Here is a 17,744-nt window from a genome sequence, read left to right on the forward strand (position 1 = left end):
CCGCCACGCGCCTCAGGCGCGGATGAGGCTCACCGTGTCGCCATTCGGGTCCTCGACCGGCGGCTGCCCGCGCGGAGCCATGCGGGCCTTGTTGGTGACATAGGCAAGGCCTGAGCGGCGATCGACCGCGACCGTGTTCGGATGCGTGCCGGTCTCCAGGCTCGTCATCACGCTCAGGTTGCGTGTATCGACAAGGCTCACCGTGCCCGCACCGCGATTGGCCACATAGGCGACCGCGCCATCCCCCGAGAGGCTGACGCCCAGCGCGCCCGCGCCGGTCTCCAGGACCTTCAGCGCCTCCCCGGAAGCGACATCGAGCACGGAAAGCTGCCCGCTCTTCTGGTTCGTGCAGAACAGGCGGCCGCCGGCCGCGTCATAGGCCAGGTTGACCGGGGAATCGCCGCCGCAGGCGAAGCGCCGCACCCCCGCCTTCCGCGCAAGGCTCACCTCCACCACCTCGTTCGCCTGCATCGCCGCGGCGAAGAGCCTGTCCCCGGCCGGGTCATAGGCGAGGCCGGAGATGCCGCCCTCGAGCCCCTCGGTGATGACCGTGGACACCGTGTTGGCGGATGTATCCACTACCCAGATCGCGCTGGGCTTCTCGCGGGCGCCGAAGACCGAGACGAAGGCCCGATTCCGCGCCTCGTCCACCACGACCTGACGCACATGGGCGCCCGCGCCCTCGCCGATCTGCGCCTTCACCGTTCCGCTGCGCAGGTCGATCGCCAGGAGCTTGCCGTCGCGCGTCGCGGTGCCGAACAGCATGCCGGTCCGGTCGTTCACCGCCAGGCCGAAGGCAGGGTCGTCGCCGAGCTCGACGGTCGAGCGCAGCTCCAGCGTGCGGGGATCAAGGCCCAGGATCTTCGCGCTGTTGCCGCCACGAGGCCCGGCGCTGGCGACATGGAGGAGGTTGGTGGTGGTGCTGACGACCAGCTCGTACAGCCCGGGCGCGACTTTCACCGTCCTCTCCACCGTGGGAGCGGCCAGGGCTGGCGAGCCCTTGGCCGCGACCCCTGCGGCGCCGAGCAGGGCCAGAAGGTGACGGCGGGAGAGCGCGGGGCGGGGACCGGCGGCAGGGCTGATCGGCATCTCGGGCCTTCTCGTATGTTTCGTCCCGGGCCCAGCCAGGGCGTCACCCAGGCCGCGGCTCCGGAGCTATTTGCAACTGATTATCAATAAAATAATATCGCGGAGGCGGCAAGGCCTCGCACCCGCCCTTGTGCGGAGAGACCCCCTCTGCGAGAAGACACATGCGATCAATTCGCATTGGCGCCGATCGACAATGCTGATGACGAGGAGCGATCCCATGCGGGACGATGCCCAGCCCCGCCTTGCCGCCACCCGCCGCCGCTTGCTGGTGGGGGCCGGTGTCTCAACCCTCCTGCCGCTCGCCCGCCCCGTCTTGTCGCAGGGGGCCAGGCCGCTGCGGATCGGCATGGTGACCTCGCTCTCCGGGCCCTTCACCGCGCTCGGCGAGAGCATGCGGGCGGGCATGCAGCTCCTGCTCTCGCAGTCCGGCAACAGCATGGCAGGGCGGAGCGTCGAGTTCCTGGTGGAGGACGATGCGGCCAGGCCGGAGGACGGCGTACGCAAGGCGCGCAAGCTGATCGGCCAGGACCGGGTGGATGTGATCTGCGGCGTGATCAGCTCCGGCGTGGCGCTCGCGCTGCGTGACGTCGTGACGGAAGCGAAGGTTCCGACCTTCCTCCTCGGTTCGGCCAATGACCTCGCCCGCAAGGCGGCCAGCCCCTATATCGTGCGCCCGACCAAGACGAACTGGATGCTGGGCCATACGGCGGCACGCTGGGCGTATGACAAGGTTTCGAAGGCGCGGGTGCTCACCGTCGGCTCCGACTACGCGGCGGGCCGCGAATATGTCGGCGACTTCGTGCAGACCTTTCAGCAGCTGGGGGGCCGTCTCGGGCGGCAGCTCTGGACACCGCTGGGCAGTGCGGACTTCGGCCCGCTGCTGACCACCATCGCTTCGGAGCGGCCCGACATGGTCTTCGGGTTCTTCGCCGGCAGCGACGCCGTGCGCTTCCTGCGCCAGTGGAAGGAGTACCGGCTGGCCGGGCGAATTCCCCTCGTCGGCCCGGGCGCCTTCTTCGATCAGGAGGACGTGCTGCCGGCCGTCGGCGATGCCGCCCTCGGTGCCGTTAACGCCTTCAACCAGTCGCCCACCGCGCCGGCCAGCGCGAACTTCAACCGGGCCTATATGGCGGCCGGGAAGCCCCTTCCCGGGGAGTTCAGCACGAACGGCTATGTCTGTGGCCAGACCATCAAGGCGGTGCTCGAGCGAGTGGAGGGCGACCTCTCCGACTGGGAGAAGGCGCGTGCGGCGCTCTTCGCCGAGCCGGTGGACACCGCCTTCGGCCGCATCCCCTTCGATCCCCGAAACGGCCAGGCCATTCTCGACATCCATGTGAACGAGGTCCGGCGGAGCGCGGACGGCAAGATGATCAACACGGTCGTGCACACCTATGAGTCGGTGCGCGACCCCGGACCGGATGCCTGAGGCCAGGCCGGGATGGGCTACGCCATTGTCCAGGTGCTGAACGCGCTTTCCTTCTCCGCGCTGCTGCTGCTGACCGCGCTGGGCCTCTCGGTCGTGCTCAGCCTGATGAATTTCATCAACCTGGCGCATGGTTCCTTCTACCTGCTGGGCAGCTACATCGCGGTCTTCTGGTTCGCCTCCGGCGCACCCTGGTGGCTTGCCTTTCCCGTCGCCTTTCTCGCCACGGCACTTGCCGGCGCCCTGCTGGAACGCTTTCCCTTCCGCGGCTTCTACGCGCGCACACACCTGATGCAGGTGCTGCTGACCTATGGCCTGTCCGTGGTTTTCGCCGATCTGATGCGCTGGGGGTTCGGCGCGCAGATTCTCTCGCCCGAGCTGCCAGAACCGCTGCAAGGTGTGGTCTTCCTCCTCGACATGCCGTTCCCGGTCTACCGCCTGTTCCTCATCGGTGTGGGCTTCTTTCTGGCGGGGATCCTCTGGGTGCTGCTCGACCGAACGCTCTGGGGCGCGGTGGTCCGCGCCTCGGTGGCAGATCGTGGGATGGTGGAGACGCTGGGCATCGATACGCGCCGGGTCCTTTCCGCCGTGCTGGTGCTCTCGGCAGGGCTTGGCGGTGTCAGCGGCGCGCTGGGCGCCGGCATGCTCGCGGCCTATCCCGGGCTTGACGAGGAGGTTCTCATCCTCGCCCTCGTTACGGTGGTCGTGGGAGGGCTGGGAACCTTCCGTGGTACGGTGCTGAGCGCATTGGTGGTCGGCTTTGCCCTGACCTTCAGTAAGGTGTGGTTCCCCGAGTTCGCCAATGTCGTGGCCTTCTCCGCCATGGCGGTGCTGCTGCTTCTCCGCCCGGCCGGGCTCGTCGCCCCAAGGCTGCGCCAGGTCTGAATTCCTTGGCCCTTCTTCCAGATCGTTTCGCGCATCGGCGCGCACGCAAGCCAGCCCTGCTGATGGTGGCCGTGGCTGGCCTGAGCGCAGCAGCACTGCTGGCCGGGGAGTTCCACCTGCGGTTCCTGGCCGAGATCCTCATCATCGGCACCGCGGTGATGAGTCTCGATCTGCTGGTGGGGTTCGGTGGCCTGGTGTCGCTCGGCCATGCCGCGCTGTTCGGCGCCGCCGCCTATGCGGCAGCCGTGGCCGCGCAGCACCTCGGCGGCAATCTCCTGTTTATCCTCGGCACGGGCATCGCGATGGGTGCGGCCGTCGCCGCCCTGATGGGCGCGGTGATCGTCCGGACCAGCAGCCTTTTCCTGCTGATCCTCACCCTCCTCCTCGGCCAGATTGTCTGGGAGATCGTCTTTCACTGGCGCGACGTCACCGGCGGCGCGGACGGGCTTCGCGGCCTCCCGCCGCTCTCCTTCGGCCCCTGGGTCTTGAGCAGCGCCCGTCCTCTGTTCCTGCTGGCCGGCTTGCTGGCCCTGGCCGCGCTCTGGCTCGCCCACTCCTTTGTCGATGCCCCGCTCGGCCGGGCGCTGATCGGCTCGCGGGAGCAGCCGATCCGGATGAGCGCACTGGGCTACAGCATCCCGCGCATCCGCTTCCTGACCATGCTCGTGGCCGGCGCCATTGCCGGGGCCGCGGGAGCCCTCTACCCCTTCGTGAACCTCTATATCGGGCCGCAGAGCGTCCACTGGACCCTGTCGGCCACGATGATCATCATGCTCGTGATCGGCGGCGTCGGCTCCCTCTGGGGTGCCTTCCTGGGAAGCGCCGTCTACCTCGCCATCCAGACCTACATCAGCGCCTATACCGATCGCTGGCAGCTCTTCGTCGGCCTGATCTTCGTGCTGACCGTGCTGCTGCTGCCGAATGGCCTTGCCGGCGGGCTGCGCCGGCTTGCCAGCCGCATGCGGCGGCGGAGGGCGCAGCAGGCATGAGCGCCGTGCTGGAGGTCTCCGGCGTGAGCAAGAGGTTCGGTGCCTTCCGTGCCCTGACGGACGTCACCTTCGACGTCCGCGAGGGCGAGACGCTCGGTCTGATCGGCCCGAACGGCGCGGGCAAGACAACGCTGTTCAACATCATCACAGGGTTCCTGCGCCCCGATGCGGGAGGCCTGCACTATGGCGGCGAGGCCATCGACCACCTTTCGCCCGAACGCCGCGTCTCACGCGGGATGGTGCGGACCTTTCAGAAATCCATGGTCTTCCCGGAGCTGACGGTGCGGGAGAACATCGCGATGGCCGCGCGGCAGCGCGCCGGCGTCGGTCTGCGCTGGGGCGGTGCGCAGCGTCGCCTGGGGGCTGCGGAGGCACGGGTCCATCAGCTCATCGGGGACAGCGGCCTGCGGCGCAGCGGCGGCGAGCGGATGTCCGACCTGTCCTACGGTGAGCAGCGGATCGTCGACCTCCTCATCTCCCTTGCCCTGGAGCCGCGTCTTCTTCTGCTGGATGAGCCCACCGCGGGGCTGGCACAGGAGGAGGCGGAACGGCTGCTTCAGATCGTGCGCCATCATGACGCCCGCACTTCCGTCGTCCTCATCGCCCATGACATCGATATCGTCTTCGGGGCCTGCGACCGGATTGCCGTGCTGAATCTCGGTCAGGTGCTGTGCTGTGGCACGCCGGAGGTCGTTCGGGCCGATGCCTCTGTCCGAGCCGCCTATCTCGGCGCCCTGGCCGATTCATGAGCGCTGCGCCGGATCCAGCGGGAGAGCCGCATCTCTCCCTGTCCGGGGTTTCAGCGCATTACGGCGCGGTGGAGGTCCTGCGGGATATTTCCCTCCGGATCGCGCCACGGGAGGCCGTGGCCGTTCTCGGGCGCAACGGCGTGGGCAAGACAACGCTGGTGAACGCTCTCTTCAACCTAGGCCCCCAGGTGAGCGGCGCGATACGGCTGATGGGGCAGGAGGTGACGGGCTGGCCGACCCACCGGATCGCGCGGCTGGGCGCCGCGCTGGTACCGCAGGGGCGCGGCGTGTTTCCAAACCTCACCGTCGCCGAGAACCTCCAGCTCGCAAGCTTCCGAAATCGCCCGGGCACCTGGACGCTGGAATGCGTCTTCGACACCTTCCCCGGCCTGGCCGAGCGCCGCGCCTCGTTCAGCAGTTCGCTGAGCGGGGGAGAGCGCCAGTTGCTCGCCATCGGCCGGGCCTTGCTGACCCAGGCCCGGCTGCTGGTGCTCGACGAGCCGAGCGAGGGCCTCGCGCCGCTCATGGCCGAGGAGATCATTGTCGAGCAGGTCGGGCGACTGGCCAAGGAAGGGATGACGGTGCTGCTGGTGGAGCAGAATGTCCCCCTGGCCCTGCGGCTCTGCCCACGCGCCGTGGTGCTGGGGGCGCATGAGATCGCGTTCGATGGGCCCTCCGGCGACATTCTCGCGAACCCAGCCCTCCTCAGGCGGCACCTGGGCGTGTGAACTGCCCCACGATCGGTTGTGCCGGTGCTGCGTTCACGACCTCACGCCGCCCTCGATTCGCACGGCGACCGGCCAATCCAACTGAATGGGAAGCGTTCCGCGCCAAGGGGTGCTTGAGAGGGGCAGGGGAGGGCCGCCGCTCCTTGCGACCGGCACAGGCCTCTTGGCGGCAATGGCATCGGGGTGGCAGCCTCGGCGGAAGGATGCGGGGCTCCTCGCATCCCCCACGCCCCGCCTTCGGCCCATCGGCCATCGAGAACCTGCGCCAGAGGAGGCAGGATGATGCCTGCCCGGCTCGCCTTCGTCACCGTCGGCCAGACGCCGCGGGCCGATGTCGTCCCTGAGATGCTGGCCCTGCTGGAGGCCACTCCCGGCGAACTGCCGGTCGAGGAATTCGGTGTGCTGGACGGTCTGCCGGAGGCCGAGATCCGCGCCCACCTGCCCGCGCCCCGGCAAGGGCGGCTCTATACCCGGCTGGCGAGCGGCGCGAGCGTTGTCCTCGGCAGCGGCTTCGTCCTGCGCCGGCTCGAGCCCTTGCTGGAGGAGCTGGACGGGCGCGGTTCCGACCTGATCGTTCTCGCCAGAACCAGCATCTTCCGCCCTTTCCGGATGCATACGCCCTTCATCCATGCCCAGGACGTGGTGGATGCCTGATGCTCATCAGCCATGATCTCGGCGTGATCGGCGCGGTCTGTCGGCGCATTGTCGTCATGTATTCCGGCAATGTCGTGGAGGACGCGCCGGCCGAGGCGCTGTTCCGCGCGCCGCGGCACCCCTATACGCGCGGGCTGCTGGCCGCCATCCCGGATCTGAACAGGCCGGAGCACATGCCCGCCAGCATCCCCGGCAGCATCCCGGACCTGCGCCGCCCCCCCTCGGGCTGCCGTTTCCATCCGCGGTGCCCACTGGCCATGCCCATCTGCGCGCGGGAGAAGCCGCGGTTGGCGCCGGCGGTTGACCCGTTGCACCGCGTGGCCTGCCACGCGGTACAGCAGGCGGTGGCTACGGCCGGGCCGGCAATGGCCGCGTCTCCAGCATGACGGTGCCGCTGCTGAGCGCCGAAGGGGTCTCGGTCCGCTTCGGCGAGACGCTGGCGGTGGACGACGTGTCGATCGCCCTGCGACCCGGCGCCGCGCTGGGCCTGGTGGGGGAGTCCGGCTCGGGCAAGTCCACACTCTTGCGCGTGCTGCTGAAGCTGCAGCCCGTCTCGGCCGGGCGCGTGCTGCTGGATGGCGCCAACATCACGGGCGCGTCGGAGGCCGGGTTGCGGCCGCTGCGACGCGCCGTCCAGGTGGTATTCCAGAATCCGCATTCGGCGCTGAACCCACGCAGCACGGTTCATGATCCGGTGGCCGAGCCGTTGCGCATTCTCGGCGGATTGGACCGGACGCGGCTGCGGGACCGGGTGGCCGGGCTGCTGACGGATGTGGGGCTCGGGGCGGAATTCCTCTGGCGTTACCCGCATGAGCTTTCGGGCGGGCAGAAGCAGCGCGTCTGCATCGCGCGCGCCCTGGCGCCAGAGCCCCGGCCCCTGTTGCTGGACGAGCCCACCTCGGCGCTCGACGTCTCCGTGCAGGCGCAGATCATTGAGCTGTTGCGTGGCCTGCGGCAGCGGCACCGGCTCTCCTACCTCTTCGTCTCGCACAACCTTGCCGTGGTGCGGCTGCTTTGCGAGGAGGTGATGGTGCTCCGCCAGGGGCGCATGGTGGAGGAGGGGCCGGTCGGGCAGGTGCTCGAGCACCCGCGGGAGGCGTATACGCGCGCTCTTCTCAGCTCGGTGCTTCCTCCGGGCATCACCGACCTCCTCGGAGCGGAGGATGGCAGCTGACCATGCCGCTCGATTCGCGATTCCAGAGCCTAGTCCACAGTGGCGCCGGAGGCGCGGATAATGGGTGTCCAGGTGGTCAGCTCATCCCGAACGAAATTCTGGGCATCTTCCAGGAAGAACCGTCCCGGCGCCGTGGCGGTCTCCTTGTAGCGGCGCAGGAGGTCGGGTGAGGCAAGGGAGTCCCTCACCACCTCGGCGAGCCGCTCGACGATGGGACGCGAGGTACGGGCGGGCGCTGCGATGCCGGACCAGCCATCCACGACGAGGTCGGAGTAGCCCAGCTCCTTGAAGGTCGGGATCTCCGGGAAGTCCGGCACGCGCTCCGGCCAGGATTGGGCGAGGGGCCGCAGCGCGCCGGAGCGGATGTTGGCGCTCGCGCCCGTCAGGCTGTCCACCATCAAGGGGATGTTGCCGGCGATCACGTCGGTCGCGACCTGCGCGATGCTGCGGTAGGCGGCGTGTTGCATCGAGATGCCAGCGGCCCGGCACAGCCGCTCGGCCGTCAGGTGAGGCATCGACCCAATGCCGGCTGTGCCATAGGTCAGCCCGTCGGGCCGGCGCTTCGCCTCCGCAACGAGATCGGTCAGGCTGTGGATCGGCAGGTCCGGGCGGACGAGCACGAGGTAGGGCGTGCTCATCACCATGGCGATGTGTGCGAAGTCCGCGACGGGGTCCCAGGTCACGCGGGGCCCATAGAGCACCTTGCCCACTACCATCGCGCTGATGACCGTGAGCAGGATCGTGTAACCGTCCGGCGTCGCACGCGCGACCTGGCCAGTGCCGAGCGTCGCGCCCGCGCCCGGACGGTTCTCCACCAGCACGGTCTGCCCGAGCCGCTGTGACATCTCGCCGGCGAGGAGGCGGGCGACGATATCGGTCGTGCCGCCGCTGCCGAAGGGGACGACGAAGCGGATCGGTCCCGCCTTGGGCCAGGGCGCCTGGGCGAGGGCCGGCGCGGCCAGCGCCCCGGCGAGGAGCGTGCCGGCGCCGCGGCGCCCGATGAGAGGGATCATGGCCCGACCTCCGTCCAGTTCCGGGTGATGTGCAGCAGGGCTGGCACGGCGAGGGCGGCGAAGGTGAGGAGGAGCGGCATCTGTGCCTCGTCGTAGCGGCCCGCCGCGTCCAGGAGGTTCAGCCCGCCCAGTGTCCGGCCGTTCCATCGGACCGGAACATTGACCGCCCCCTCGCAGCCGAGCGAGAGGACGAGCTTGTGGTCGAACAGGGCGCGTACGATGTCGGCGCGGTCGTGCAGGAAGCGCGGCCGGCCAGCTGTCACCACCGTCCTGTAGAACTCGCTGGAGAAGTCGATCGGCTTCTGGCCGCCGGCCGGATATGCCTCGGGCCGGCTGGTGTAGTAGCGCTGGTTCTGCCCGGCCGCATGGTTCAGCACGAGCACGGTGAAGAGCTTGTGCCCGACCGTGGCGGCCAGGGCCCGGTCCAGCGCGCGCAACCCGGCCTCCGGCTGTCCGGGCGCTGCCATGGCGGCCGCGACAGCAGCCAGACACGGCGCAGGATCGGTGAGGGGCATCCCGGGCGTCATCCGTCGCGTCCCGCCTCAGCCCTTGCGGAGGTTCGTGGCCAGGGTCCGCTCGTCGGCCCGCGCGTCATAGACGAGGCCCTTCCGCGTGGCCCAGGTGTTCTCGAGGATGAAGAGCGGGATGATCGGCACCTCCGCGCTGGCCTTTTCCACGGCCTGGATCAGCAGGCGCTCCCGCGCGGCTTCGTCCAGCTCCGTGAGGGCCTGCCGGATGAGCGTGTCCAGCTCGGGGTTGCTGTGGCCGCCGTAGTTGAACACGCCGTCGCCCGTGGCCGGGTTCGGGGTGAGCATGACGTTGGACATGAGATAGCCTGCCTCCACGGTGGGGCTTCCCCAGCCGAGCAGGCCCATGGCGAATTCCCGCCGGTTCGCCCGGCCGACATAGCTGCTGAAGGGCAGGGCCTCGACCGCCGTCTGCACGCCGACGCGCGACCACATCTGGGCGACCGCCTGCGCAACCTGGGCGTCGTTGGGATAGCGGTCGTTGGGCGTGTGCAGCGTCAGCCGGAAGCCCTCGGGGAAGCCGGCCTCCGCCAGGAGCTGCCTCGCGCCCGCCGTGTCATAGGTCGGCACGCCGACCGAAGGCGCGTGGGAGTAGGTGCCGGGCGGCAGCCACTGTCCCGTGGGCTTGGCCGCGCCGGACATGATCCGGTCCGCCAGCGCCTGCCGGTTGATCGCCACCGAGAGCGCCTGACGCACGCGGCGGTCGCGCAGCGGGTTGGCGGCCAGTGGCTTGCCGGCCGCATCCGTGATGAAGGGGCTCTCGCCCTCCTTAAAGGCGGGAAAGAGGTAGATCACGCGCAGGCCGGCGATGGCGTGCAGCGACACACGCTGCTCCCGGCGCAGCCGGGGCAGGTCCATGGCCGGGGGCGTGTCGACCACGTCGACATCGCCTGCCAGGATCGCGGCGGTGCGCGCGGCGTCGTTCGCGACGAAGCGGATCGTCACGGCCTCGAACTCCGGCTTCTCGCCCCACCAGGACTCGTTGCGCAGGAACTCGCTGGATTCCCCAGGGACGTAGCGGCGAAAGCGGTAGGGGCCCGTGCCGATCGCGGCCTTGCCCGAATTGTAGTCCGCCGTCGTCGCGCCCTCGCCCGCATGGCGAGAGACGATGCTGACGAAGGCGAGCTCCCGCGGTAGGTTCGGCGCGGGCGCGGCGGTGACGAGGTGCAGGGTCAGCGGGTCCGGGGTTTCCACGCCGGTGATCGCGCGCAGGAAGCCGCCGAAGCCACCCGGGCTGCCGGGCACGTTGCGGGCGCGGGTATAGGTGAAGGCCACATCCTCCGCGGTGAAAGGCTTTCCGTCGTGCCAGGTGACATCCGGGCGGAGCCTGAACTCCCAGCGCGTGGGCGAGAGCAGCTTCCAATCCGTGGCCAGGCCGGGCACGAGGGTGCCGTCCGGCATGCGCTCGGTCAGCCGGTCGAAGATGTGCATCGCCACGGTGTGGTTCGGCGTGGCGTTGTAGAAATGCGGATCCATCGAGGTGGCGGGGCTGCCGATCGCGATGGTGACGCGCGGTCCCGCGCTCTGGGCGGCGGCGGGACCAGCTCCGGCCGCGGCGAGCCAGCTGGCCGTGTGGGCCAGGAAGTGGCGACGTTCCATGAGAATGCTCCGAGTTTGGCCGCGGTTCAGGCGTGAAGGGCGACGCCGTCGCGCTGCGGATCGGCGCCGCCCGTCAGGCGGCCCTCTTCGATCCGGATCGCGTGCAGCGCTGCGAAGGCAAAGCCCATGTAGGAGCGGGCGATCGGGTAGCCCTGCGCCTCCAGCGCCTCGGTGACGTAGCGCGGGATGCGGTTGGAGACGTCGATCGTGTCGCTGTTGACGGAGATGCGCGGCGCGGCCACGGCCTCGAACATCGTCATGCCGAAGTCGATCACGTTGCTGATCCCCTGCGCCAGCGCCGGCACGATGGCCGTGCCGCCCGGCGCGCCGACGACGATGAAGGGATCATCGCCCTTGAAGACGATCGTCGGGCATTGTGAGGAGGTGCGGCTCTTGCCCGGCGCGATGGAGCCCGCGCGCCCCGGGCGCGGATCGAAGCCGTTCATCAGCCCGTTATACATGAACCCCATCCCGTCCGTGATGACGCCGGACGGATTGCCGAGCGTGTGCGTCAGCGCGACCGCGTTGCCCTCCTCGTCCACCACCGTCACCTGGGTGGTGTCCGCGGCCTCGTAGGGCATGCGAGGGACATGAGCCTTCTCGCCACGGCGGATGCGGGCGGCGACCTCCTCCGCCCGATCCTTCGAGAGCAGCATCTCCACGGGGACATCGAAGAATTCCGGGTCGCCGATATGGGCGTCCTTGTCGATGGCCACCTGCTTCATCGCCTCCGCCAGGATGCGGAGGTGCTCGGCGCTCCCATGCTCCAACGCGGCGAGGTCGAAGCGCTCCAGGATATGCAGGAGCTGGACGAGGCTGAGGCCGCCGCCCGGGGCCTGGAGGCTGGCGACACGATGGCCGCGATAGCTGCCCCAGACCGGGTCGCTGCGGAGCGTGCGGTACTCTCGCAGATCCTCCATCGAGAGCAGGCCGCCATGGGCGCGGAAGTCCGCCACGATCTCCTCCGCCATCTCGCCGCGGTAGAAGAGTTCGGGACCGTGCCGGGCGATCCGCTCCAGGGATTTCGCCATGTCGGGGTTGGTGACGATCCGGCCCGGCCGCTTCGGCGACCCGTCCGGCTCGCAGTAGACCTCACGTCCGGTGCGGCTGAAGCGGAGATAGTCCGCCGGATTCAGCATCCCCGTCGCGCGCTGGTCCAGCGTCCAGTAGTAGTGGACATAGGGGCGCACCATGAAGCCGCGCCGCGCCTGCTCGATGGCGGGTCGCATCACATCGGCCAGCTCCATCGTGCCGAAGTCGGACAGCGCGTCGGTGTAGCCGCGCAGGTTCCCGGGCGTGCCGGGCGCCTGATAGCCGATCTCGTTGACCGCATCCTTCACGAGATAGGCGAATCCGTCGCGCGACTGGCCCGTGACGATGTCGGCCCACATATCCGGCCTGGCGGCGCGGGGCGCGCGGGCATAGAAGGTGAGGTGCTGGTGCACCCCGCGCTTCGGCAGGTACACCTGCATCACCCCGTAGCCGGCGATCCCCGTCATCAGCGGGTCCACCACGCCCTGCACGAAGGCGGCGGCGATGGCGGCGTCAACCGCGTTGCCGCCGCGTCGCAGGGTCAGCACTCCCGCCTCCGCCGCCTCCGGCTGGGCGGCCACGACCATGCCCTTCATGCCCGGGCCTCCTCTTTGCCGTTGCGCCGGAAAGGCGCGAAATCCGCTTCCGTCATGCGCCCCAGCTCGGCGAGCAGCATCGCCCAGCCGCGCAGGCCGAGCGGGATGGAATCGAGGTGGAAGAACTCGTTGGGGGCGTGCACGTCCTCGTCCGGAAGGTTGAAGCCGAACATCAGCGTGTCGATCCCGAGCAGTTCCTTGAACAGCGCCGTCACCGGCACCGTGGCCCCCAGCCGCACGGGCACGGGGGCGCGCCCCATCAGCTGCTCCAGCACCGCCGAGCCAGCGCGCAGCAGCGGGTGGCCGGCCGTGAGGCCGGAGGCGGGCGAGTTGCCGCTCTTGGGCGTGATCCGCAGCGCGAGGCCGGGCGGGCAGACCTGCGTGAGATGGTCCGCGACGAGGGCGACCGCGCGCTCCGGATCCTGGCCCGGAACGAGACGCATGGTGATCTTGGCGAAGGCCTCGTCCGGGATCACGGTCTTGCTGCCGGCACCGGTGTAGCCGCCCCACATACCGTTCACGTCGATGGCGGGACGCAGGGTCAGGCGTTCCCGCAGCGTGTAGCCGTGCTCCCCGAAGGCAACTGCGCCCACCTCGCCGAGGAACGCCGCCTCGTCCAGCGGGAAGGCGGCGGTATCGGCGCGCTGCTCCGGGCTGAGGTCCGGCACCACGTCGAGGAAGCCGGGCACCGCGATGCGTCCCTCGGTGTCGTGCAGGGAGGCGATCAGGCGGGCCATCTCGTGCAGTGCGTTCCGCACGGCGCCGCCGTAGCGGCCGGAGTGCAGCTCCTTGCCGGCGCTGCGGAGCGCCACCTCCAGCCCCGCGATCCCGCGCGCGCCGACATTGATCGTCGGGATCGTCTTGCTGGCCCGGCCGCCATCGGCGGAGATCATGGCGTCCGCCCGCAGCAGGTCGCCGTGGCGCCGGACGAGTTCACGCAGGCTGGGGCTGCCGGTCTCCTCCTCGCCCTCGATGAAGAACTTCACGTTCACGGGGCACCCCCCGGTGACGCGGAGGAAGGCGGCCACCGCCTCGATCGCGATTGTGGTGGAGCCCTTCACGTCCGAGGCGCCGCGGGCGTAGAGGCGGCCGTCCCGCTCCACCGGCTCGAAGGGATCCGTCTGCCAGGCCGCCAGCGGGTCGGGGGGCTGCACGTCGTAATGGCCGTAGACCAGCAGGGTAGGGCGGCCCGGTGCCCCTTCCCAGGAGGCGTAGACCGCGGGCTGGCCGCCTCCGTCCAGCAACCGGGCGTCGGAGACACCGATTTCGAGCAGCCAGGTCAGCAGGAAGTCGCGAGCGGCCTCCATTCCCCTGGCATAGCCCGGGTCGGCGCTGACGCTCGGCAGGCGCAGGAAAGCGTCCAGCCGAGCGCGAATGGCCGACTGGCGGGCCATCAGGTCGTCCACGACCGCATCCGTCATCCCGGCGTTTCCCCTTTCCCGGCCGCAGGGCGGCCTTCGGGCCGGAAGCCTAGGGGTTGGCCGCGCGCCCGGCGCGCCGGAACTTGCGGGGAATGCGCAAATCCTGCTCTGCGCTACACTAGGCCGTCACGGTAGGCGTGTGGCGTGGCACCGACCTGGGCGCGGAAGACGCGGGAGAAGTGCGACGCGTTTTTGAATCCGCATTCGAGGGCAACGGCGAGGATGGTCTGCCCCTCTTTCGCCAGCAGCCGGCGGGCACGGGCGATCCGCGCCTCCAGCAGAAAACGATGGGGCGTTTGACCCGTCGCCGCGCGGAAGAGGCGGGCGAAGTGGAACTCGCTGTACCCGGCTTCGGCGGCCATGCGCCCGACGGTGAGGTCCTCCCCCAGCCGGTCGCGCACCAGTGCTTTGACCCGGCGTAGCCGGGCCGGGGGGAGGGCGCGCGGGCCGGACGGGGCAGGGGTATGATAATGGCGCAGCAGGTGGGCGACGAGGGCCCGGCACAGCCCGTCCGCCAGTTCAGTCAGATAGGGCCCGCCCTCCTCCATGGCGCTGACGAGCTGCAGCCCAACCTGCCCGACCAGCGCGTCGGAGCCGTAGAGCGGGTCGGAGAGGACGAAAGGACCGCAGCCCGGCCCGGCCACGGCCTGGAAGGCCCGCGGGGGCAACATGATGTGCAGCAGGTCGAAGGCGTCGGTCGTCGCCCACCGGCGCTCGACGCCGGGCGGGACGATCCGCACGGCGTGGGAGGCGATCGGCCCCGCCCAGACCCGCCGCTTCCCCAGCCAGGCCTCGGCGCGCATGGGACGCAGGTTCAGGGACACGATGGTGTGCTCAGACAGCAGCGGCTGCATCTCGAACGGGCCGGCGGCTGGGCTGCGCCAGCGGAGAACCGACGCGCCGGTGGAAGGAATGCTCCGCAGTGCCGCGGCCGGCGCCATGCCCCAGCCGGCCTGACGCTCCAGGAGGAAGTCCGGATCCAGCATGCTCCCTCCCTTCCTTCTCGGATTACATCATGCCTCCCCTGGGTGGCCGGGACCGCTGGGCAGGACCGGGAAGTGTGCGGAACCTTCCGTCACAACGCCAGGGGTACTGGGCGGGCAGTCCACCCGGCCGCCGCGAAAGGCACCGGAGCACGGGCCCGTAAGCCCGGGAACATAGCCTTCGTCGCACCCGCCAATACCGGCGCGCGTGCCTGGCCGCCTGCCGTCCCGTCCCGGCAAGGCAATGGAGCTTTCCCGGATCAATGCGCACGAACGCCTTGACACCCTTTCTGAAGCAAGACCATGCTGTAAATCGGAACGACGTTCTGAATATTGGAATGACAGACAAGACACTTCGAAAAGGGCTGCAGCTTCTCGAAATGCTGGCCACGCGGCCGGAGCTGGACGGCATCGCTAAGCTCGCCCGCGCCCTTGAATGGTCGAAGAGCAACGTCCATCGGACGCTGCAGACGCTGGTGGGCTGCGGCTACGCGGCCGTGCATGAGGGGCGCTACACGGCCACGCTGCGGCTCTGGACCGTGGGTTCCCTGGTGCATGGCCGGCTCGATCTGAAGAGCATGGCGGCGCCATCCTTGGCGGCCATCGCGGAAGGCTCCAGGGAGTCCGCGCATCTCTCGATCCTGGACGGGGCGGAGGTGATCTACATCGACAAGATCGAGAGCCCGCAGCCCGTCCGTGCCTATAGCCAGGTCGGCGGGCGGGCCCCCGCGCATGCGGTCGCGACCGGCAAGGCGCTGCTGGCCTACCTGCCGGACGAGACGGTGCGGCACGTCGCGCAGCAGCTGCACGCCTATACTGCGAGCACGATCACTGACCCGGACCTGCTCCTCGCCCATCTGGAAGAGGTGCGGGCGACCGGGATCGCGATCAACCGCGGCGAGTGGCGCGACCAGGTCTGGGGCATTGCGGCGCCCGTGATCGACGCCGAGGGGCGGGTCGTCGCTGCCATCGGCGTCTCCGGGCCCGCGGGCCGCTTCACGGCGGAGGCCTTCGCGCGCTTCGTGCCGCTGGTGCGGGACGCGGCGCGGCAGACCTCGGCCCGGTTGGGACATGTGGCGGCCAGGCACGATGCGCGGAGCGAAGCAGCGTGAGCGGGCCCGGCAACGGACCTTTGCAGGGCGTTCGCGTCGTCGAGTTCTGCCAGGTGGCCGCCGGCCCCTTCTGCGGCATGCTGCTGGCCGACATGGGAGCCGATGTCGTCAAGGTGGAGAGCCCGGACGGCGACGGCATGCGAGCCTGGCCCCCCCACCGGGAGGGCTACAGCGAGAACTTCGCCTCGGTGAACCGCAACAAGCGCTCGGTCGTCCTCGACCTGAAGCAGCCCTCCGGCGCCGAGGCGGCGCGGCGGCTGATCCGGTCGGCCGACGTGCTGGTCGAGAACAGCCGTCCGGGCGTGATGGACCGGCTGGGCCTCGGCTTCGCGGCGATGCACGCGCTTCACCCGGCTCTTCTCTACTGCTCCATCTCCGCCTTCGGGCAGACCGGCCCGCGCCGGACGGAGGGCGGGTTCGACCTGACCATCCAGGCCATGGGCGGCGTGATGAGCGTGACGGGCGAGCCGAACGGCGTGCCGGTGAAGTGCGGCGTCCCCATCTCGGACTTCTCCACCGGACTCTACGCGGCCTTCGCGGTGGCCAGCCTGCTGCACGAGACCCGCGCCACTGGCACGGGACGCCACATCGACATGTCGATGCTGGGCGCCACCCTTGGCGTCGGCGCGCTTCAGACGAGCGAGTTCTTCGGCAACGGACGCAACCCCCGGCCGCTCGGCTCCGCCCACCCGCGCAACGCGCCCTACCAGGCCTTCAGGGCGGGGGACGGGCACTTTGTGATGGCCGCGGGCAACAACCGGCTCTGGCAAGCGGCCTGCCGGGTGCTGGGCTGCGAGGAGCTGGCGCAGGACCCGCGCTTCGCTTCCACCGCCCTGCGCGCGGCGAACCAGGCCGCGCTCTGCGCCGCGCTGCAGCCCTATCTCGACCGGCAGGAGGTGGAGCCCCTTCTCTCCGCGCTCGCCGCCGCCGGCGTGCCCTCCGGGCGCATCAACGGCTACGCCGAGGCGCTGGCAGACCCGCAGGTGGCCCATATGGGCTGGGTGCAGGAACTGGAGCTGCCGGGCGGCGGGACGACGCGCAGCTTCGGTTCGCCGGTGGTGGTGGACGGGCACTCGGCCCCGATCCGCCGCCCGCCGCCGGCGCTGGGTGAGCATACCGCGGAAGTGCTGGCCGAGATCGGGATCCTCCAAGAAGACATGGATTTTGCATGAGCATCGACAGACTGCGTGATTTCGTCACGGACATGACCCGCGTGGCCGACACGGTCCCGGCCGGAGCCGCCATGATGGAGGCGGCGAAGCCGCTCCTGGCGAAGCTGATCGCCCGCGACGACTGGCTGCCCGAGGCCTGCACGGTGCCGCATCCGCAGTACTACCGGCAGTACCTCCTGCACTGCGACCCGGCCGAGCGCTTTTCCCTCGTCAGCTTCGTCTGGGGCCCGGGGCAGAAGACGCCGATCCACGACCACATGGTGTGGGGCCTGATCGGCATGCTCCGCGGCGCCGAGATATCCACCGGCTTCTCCCGCCGCCCCGATGGCAGCCTGCACGCGGAGGGCGAGCCCGTCCGGCTGGAGCCCGGTGACATCGACGCGGTGGCGCCCGAGATCGGCGACATCCACCAGGTCGTGAACGCCTATGACGACCGCGTCTCCATCAGCATCCATCTCTATGGCGGCAACATTGGCGCGGTGAACCGGCACGTCTTCGACATGGACGGCCGCGAGAAGTCCTTCATCTCGGGCTACTCTAGCGACCAGGTCCCTAATCTCTGGGACCGGTCGCGCGCGGCGGCCTGACCTCTCCCCGC

18 protein-coding genes are annotated in these 17,744 nt (G+C 69.8%); 11 read left to right on the top strand and 7 right to left on the bottom strand.

Annotated features, from left to right (window positions below):
• Positions 1–12: 12 nt before the first annotated feature.
• Positions 13–1,089 (bottom strand): YncE family protein, encoded by a 1,077-nt coding sequence (locus tag BUB97_RS12190; RefSeq protein ID WP_073135087.1) that lies wholly within the window; start codon positions 1,087–1,089, stop codon positions 13–15.
• A 217-nt stretch (positions 1,090–1,306) separates the two neighbouring features.
• On the opposite strand from BUB97_RS12190, the gene BUB97_RS12195 reads away from it, so the two are divergent.
• The 8 genes from BUB97_RS12195 to BUB97_RS12230 all read left to right on the top strand — a co-directional run bounded on the left by BUB97_RS12195 (position 1,307) and on the right by BUB97_RS12230 (position 7,691).
• A complete protein-coding gene (locus BUB97_RS12195; protein WP_073135088.1) occupies positions 1,307–2,515 on the top strand; it encodes an ABC transporter substrate-binding protein in 1,209 nt (402 codons plus the stop codon).
• 12 nt (positions 2,516–2,527) lie between these two features.
• Complete coding sequence (locus BUB97_RS12200) at positions 2,528–3,397, top strand: branched-chain amino acid ABC transporter permease (RefSeq protein WP_073135090.1); 870 nt, start codon at positions 2,528–2,530, stop codon at positions 3,395–3,397.
• Between the two features lie 71 nt (positions 3,398–3,468).
• A complete protein-coding gene (locus BUB97_RS12205) occupies positions 3,469–4,386 on the top strand; it encodes a branched-chain amino acid ABC transporter permease (protein ID WP_217659652.1) in 918 nt (305 codons plus the stop codon).
• Positions 4,383–5,135 carry an ABC transporter ATP-binding protein gene (locus BUB97_RS12210; protein ID WP_073135094.1) on the top strand — a complete coding sequence of 251 codons (753 nt, stop codon included), beginning with the start codon at positions 4,383–4,385 and terminating at the stop codon, positions 5,133–5,135. Before BUB97_RS12205 ends, BUB97_RS12210 begins: the two co-directional genes overlap by 4 nt.
• Positions 5,132–5,863, top strand: coding sequence for an ABC transporter ATP-binding protein (locus BUB97_RS12215; protein ID WP_073135096.1), 732 nt, complete (start codon positions 5,132–5,134; stop codon positions 5,861–5,863). The genes BUB97_RS12210 and BUB97_RS12215 overlap by 4 nt, the downstream gene beginning before the upstream one ends.
• 279 nt (positions 5,864–6,142) lie before the next feature.
• The gene (locus tag BUB97_RS12220) at positions 6,143–6,517 is read left to right on the top strand and encodes an AroM family protein (RefSeq protein WP_073135098.1); all 375 of its coding nucleotides are present in this window, start codon (positions 6,143–6,145) and stop codon (positions 6,515–6,517) included.
• Positions 6,517–6,903 (top strand): oligopeptide/dipeptide ABC transporter ATP-binding protein, encoded by a 387-nt coding sequence (locus tag BUB97_RS12225; protein ID WP_073135100.1) that lies wholly within the window; start codon positions 6,517–6,519, stop codon positions 6,901–6,903. The genes BUB97_RS12220 and BUB97_RS12225 overlap by 1 nt, the downstream gene beginning before the upstream one ends.
• The gene (locus tag BUB97_RS12230; protein WP_073135102.1) at positions 6,900–7,691 is read left to right on the top strand and encodes an ATP-binding cassette domain-containing protein; all 792 of its coding nucleotides are present in this window, start codon (positions 6,900–6,902) and stop codon (positions 7,689–7,691) included. The genes BUB97_RS12225 and BUB97_RS12230 overlap by 4 nt, the downstream gene beginning before the upstream one ends.
• A gap of 29 nt (positions 7,692–7,720) precedes the next feature.
• On the opposite strand, the gene BUB97_RS12235 is transcribed toward BUB97_RS12230, so the two are convergent.
• The 6 genes from BUB97_RS12235 to BUB97_RS12260 all read right to left on the bottom strand — a co-directional run bounded on the left by BUB97_RS12235 (position 7,721) and on the right by BUB97_RS12260 (position 14,865).
• Positions 7,721–8,704, bottom strand: a complete 984-nt coding sequence (locus BUB97_RS12235; protein ID WP_073135104.1) for a Bug family tripartite tricarboxylate transporter substrate binding protein — start codon at positions 8,702–8,704, stop codon at positions 7,721–7,723.
• Entirely contained in the window at positions 8,701–9,171 is a 471-nt protein-coding gene (locus tag BUB97_RS12240) for a GAF domain-containing protein (protein ID WP_217659653.1), read from the bottom strand. The genes BUB97_RS12235 and BUB97_RS12240 overlap by 4 nt, the downstream gene beginning before the upstream one ends.
• A 75-nt stretch (positions 9,172–9,246) precedes the next feature.
• Positions 9,247–10,830 carry an ABC transporter substrate-binding protein gene (locus tag BUB97_RS12245; protein WP_073135108.1) on the bottom strand — a complete coding sequence of 528 codons (1,584 nt, stop codon included), beginning with the start codon at positions 10,828–10,830 and terminating at the stop codon, positions 9,247–9,249.
• 26 nt (positions 10,831–10,856) lie between these two features.
• The gene (ggt, locus tag BUB97_RS12250; protein WP_073135110.1) at positions 10,857–12,458 is read right to left on the bottom strand and encodes a gamma-glutamyltransferase; all 1,602 of its coding nucleotides are present in this window, start codon (positions 12,456–12,458) and stop codon (positions 10,857–10,859) included.
• Positions 12,455–13,879 carry a dipeptidase gene (locus tag BUB97_RS12255; protein ID WP_073135112.1) on the bottom strand — a complete coding sequence of 475 codons (1,425 nt, stop codon included), beginning with the start codon at positions 13,877–13,879 and terminating at the stop codon, positions 12,455–12,457. The genes ggt and BUB97_RS12255 overlap by 4 nt, the downstream gene beginning before the upstream one ends.
• A gap of 113 nt (positions 13,880–13,992) precedes the next feature.
• Entirely contained in the window at positions 13,993–14,865 is an 873-nt protein-coding gene (locus BUB97_RS12260) for a helix-turn-helix domain-containing protein (RefSeq protein WP_073135114.1), read from the bottom strand.
• Between the two features lie 335 nt (positions 14,866–15,200).
• Here BUB97_RS12260 and BUB97_RS12265 point away from each other — a divergent pair, with 335 nt between their 5' ends.
• Genes BUB97_RS12265 through BUB97_RS12275 form a run of 3 tightly spaced genes read left to right on the top strand, consistent with a single transcriptional unit; the run spans position 15,201 to position 17,733 of the window.
• Positions 15,201–15,974 carry an IclR family transcriptional regulator gene (locus tag BUB97_RS12265; RefSeq protein ID WP_073135116.1) on the top strand — a complete coding sequence of 258 codons (774 nt, stop codon included), beginning with the start codon at positions 15,201–15,203 and terminating at the stop codon, positions 15,972–15,974.
• A complete protein-coding gene (locus BUB97_RS12270; protein WP_073135118.1) occupies positions 15,971–17,146 on the top strand; it encodes a CaiB/BaiF CoA transferase family protein in 1,176 nt (391 codons plus the stop codon). The genes BUB97_RS12265 and BUB97_RS12270 overlap by 4 nt, the downstream gene beginning before the upstream one ends.
• Positions 17,143–17,733 (top strand): cysteine dioxygenase family protein, encoded by a 591-nt coding sequence (locus BUB97_RS12275; protein ID WP_073135120.1) that lies wholly within the window; start codon positions 17,143–17,145, stop codon positions 17,731–17,733. Before BUB97_RS12270 ends, BUB97_RS12275 begins: the two co-directional genes overlap by 4 nt.
• Positions 17,734–17,744 lie beyond the last annotated feature (11 nt).

It is taken from the genome of Muricoccus roseus (assembly GCF_900141905.1).
GTDB lineage: Bacteria > Pseudomonadota > Alphaproteobacteria > Acetobacterales > Acetobacteraceae > Roseomonas > Roseomonas rosea.

Coding starts and splice junctions, on each gene's coding strand:
- BUB97_RS12235 (WP_073135104.1), bottom strand. CDS start 8,704: ATGATCCCTCTCATCGGGCGCCGCGGCGCCGGCACGCTCCTCGCCGGG.
- BUB97_RS12190 (WP_073135087.1), bottom strand. CDS start 1,089: ATGCCGATCAGCCCTGCCGCCGGTCCCCGCCCCGCGCTCTCCCGCCGT.
- BUB97_RS12255 (WP_073135112.1), bottom strand. CDS start 13,879: ATGACGGATGCGGTCGTGGACGACCTGATGGCCCGCCAGTCGGCCATT.
- BUB97_RS12220 (WP_073135098.1), top strand. CDS start 6,143: ATGATGCCTGCCCGGCTCGCCTTCGTCACCGTCGGCCAGACGCCGCGG.
- BUB97_RS12265 (WP_073135116.1), top strand. CDS start 15,201: ATGACAGACAAGACACTTCGAAAAGGGCTGCAGCTTCTCGAAATGCTG.
- BUB97_RS12200 (WP_073135090.1), top strand. CDS start 2,528: ATGGGCTACGCCATTGTCCAGGTGCTGAACGCGCTTTCCTTCTCCGCG.
- BUB97_RS12245 (WP_073135108.1), bottom strand. CDS start 10,830: ATGGAACGTCGCCACTTCCTGGCCCACACGGCCAGCTGGCTCGCCGCG.
- BUB97_RS12260 (WP_073135114.1), bottom strand. CDS start 14,865: ATGCTGGATCCGGACTTCCTCCTGGAGCGTCAGGCCGGCTGGGGCATG.
- BUB97_RS12225 (WP_073135100.1), top strand. CDS start 6,517: ATGCTCATCAGCCATGATCTCGGCGTGATCGGCGCGGTCTGTCGGCGC.
- BUB97_RS12195 (WP_073135088.1), top strand. CDS start 1,307: ATGCGGGACGATGCCCAGCCCCGCCTTGCCGCCACCCGCCGCCGCTTG.
- BUB97_RS12240 (WP_217659653.1), bottom strand. CDS start 9,171: ATGGCAGCGCCCGGACAGCCGGAGGCCGGGTTGCGCGCGCTGGACCGG.
- BUB97_RS12215 (WP_073135096.1), top strand. CDS start 5,132: ATGAGCGCTGCGCCGGATCCAGCGGGAGAGCCGCATCTCTCCCTGTCC.
- ggt (WP_073135110.1), bottom strand. CDS start 12,458: ATGAAGGGCATGGTCGTGGCCGCCCAGCCGGAGGCGGCGGAGGCGGGA.
- BUB97_RS12230 (WP_073135102.1), top strand. CDS start 6,900: ATGACGGTGCCGCTGCTGAGCGCCGAAGGGGTCTCGGTCCGCTTCGGC.
- BUB97_RS12275 (WP_073135120.1), top strand. CDS start 17,143: ATGAGCATCGACAGACTGCGTGATTTCGTCACGGACATGACCCGCGTG.
- BUB97_RS12210 (WP_073135094.1), top strand. CDS start 4,383: ATGAGCGCCGTGCTGGAGGTCTCCGGCGTGAGCAAGAGGTTCGGTGCC.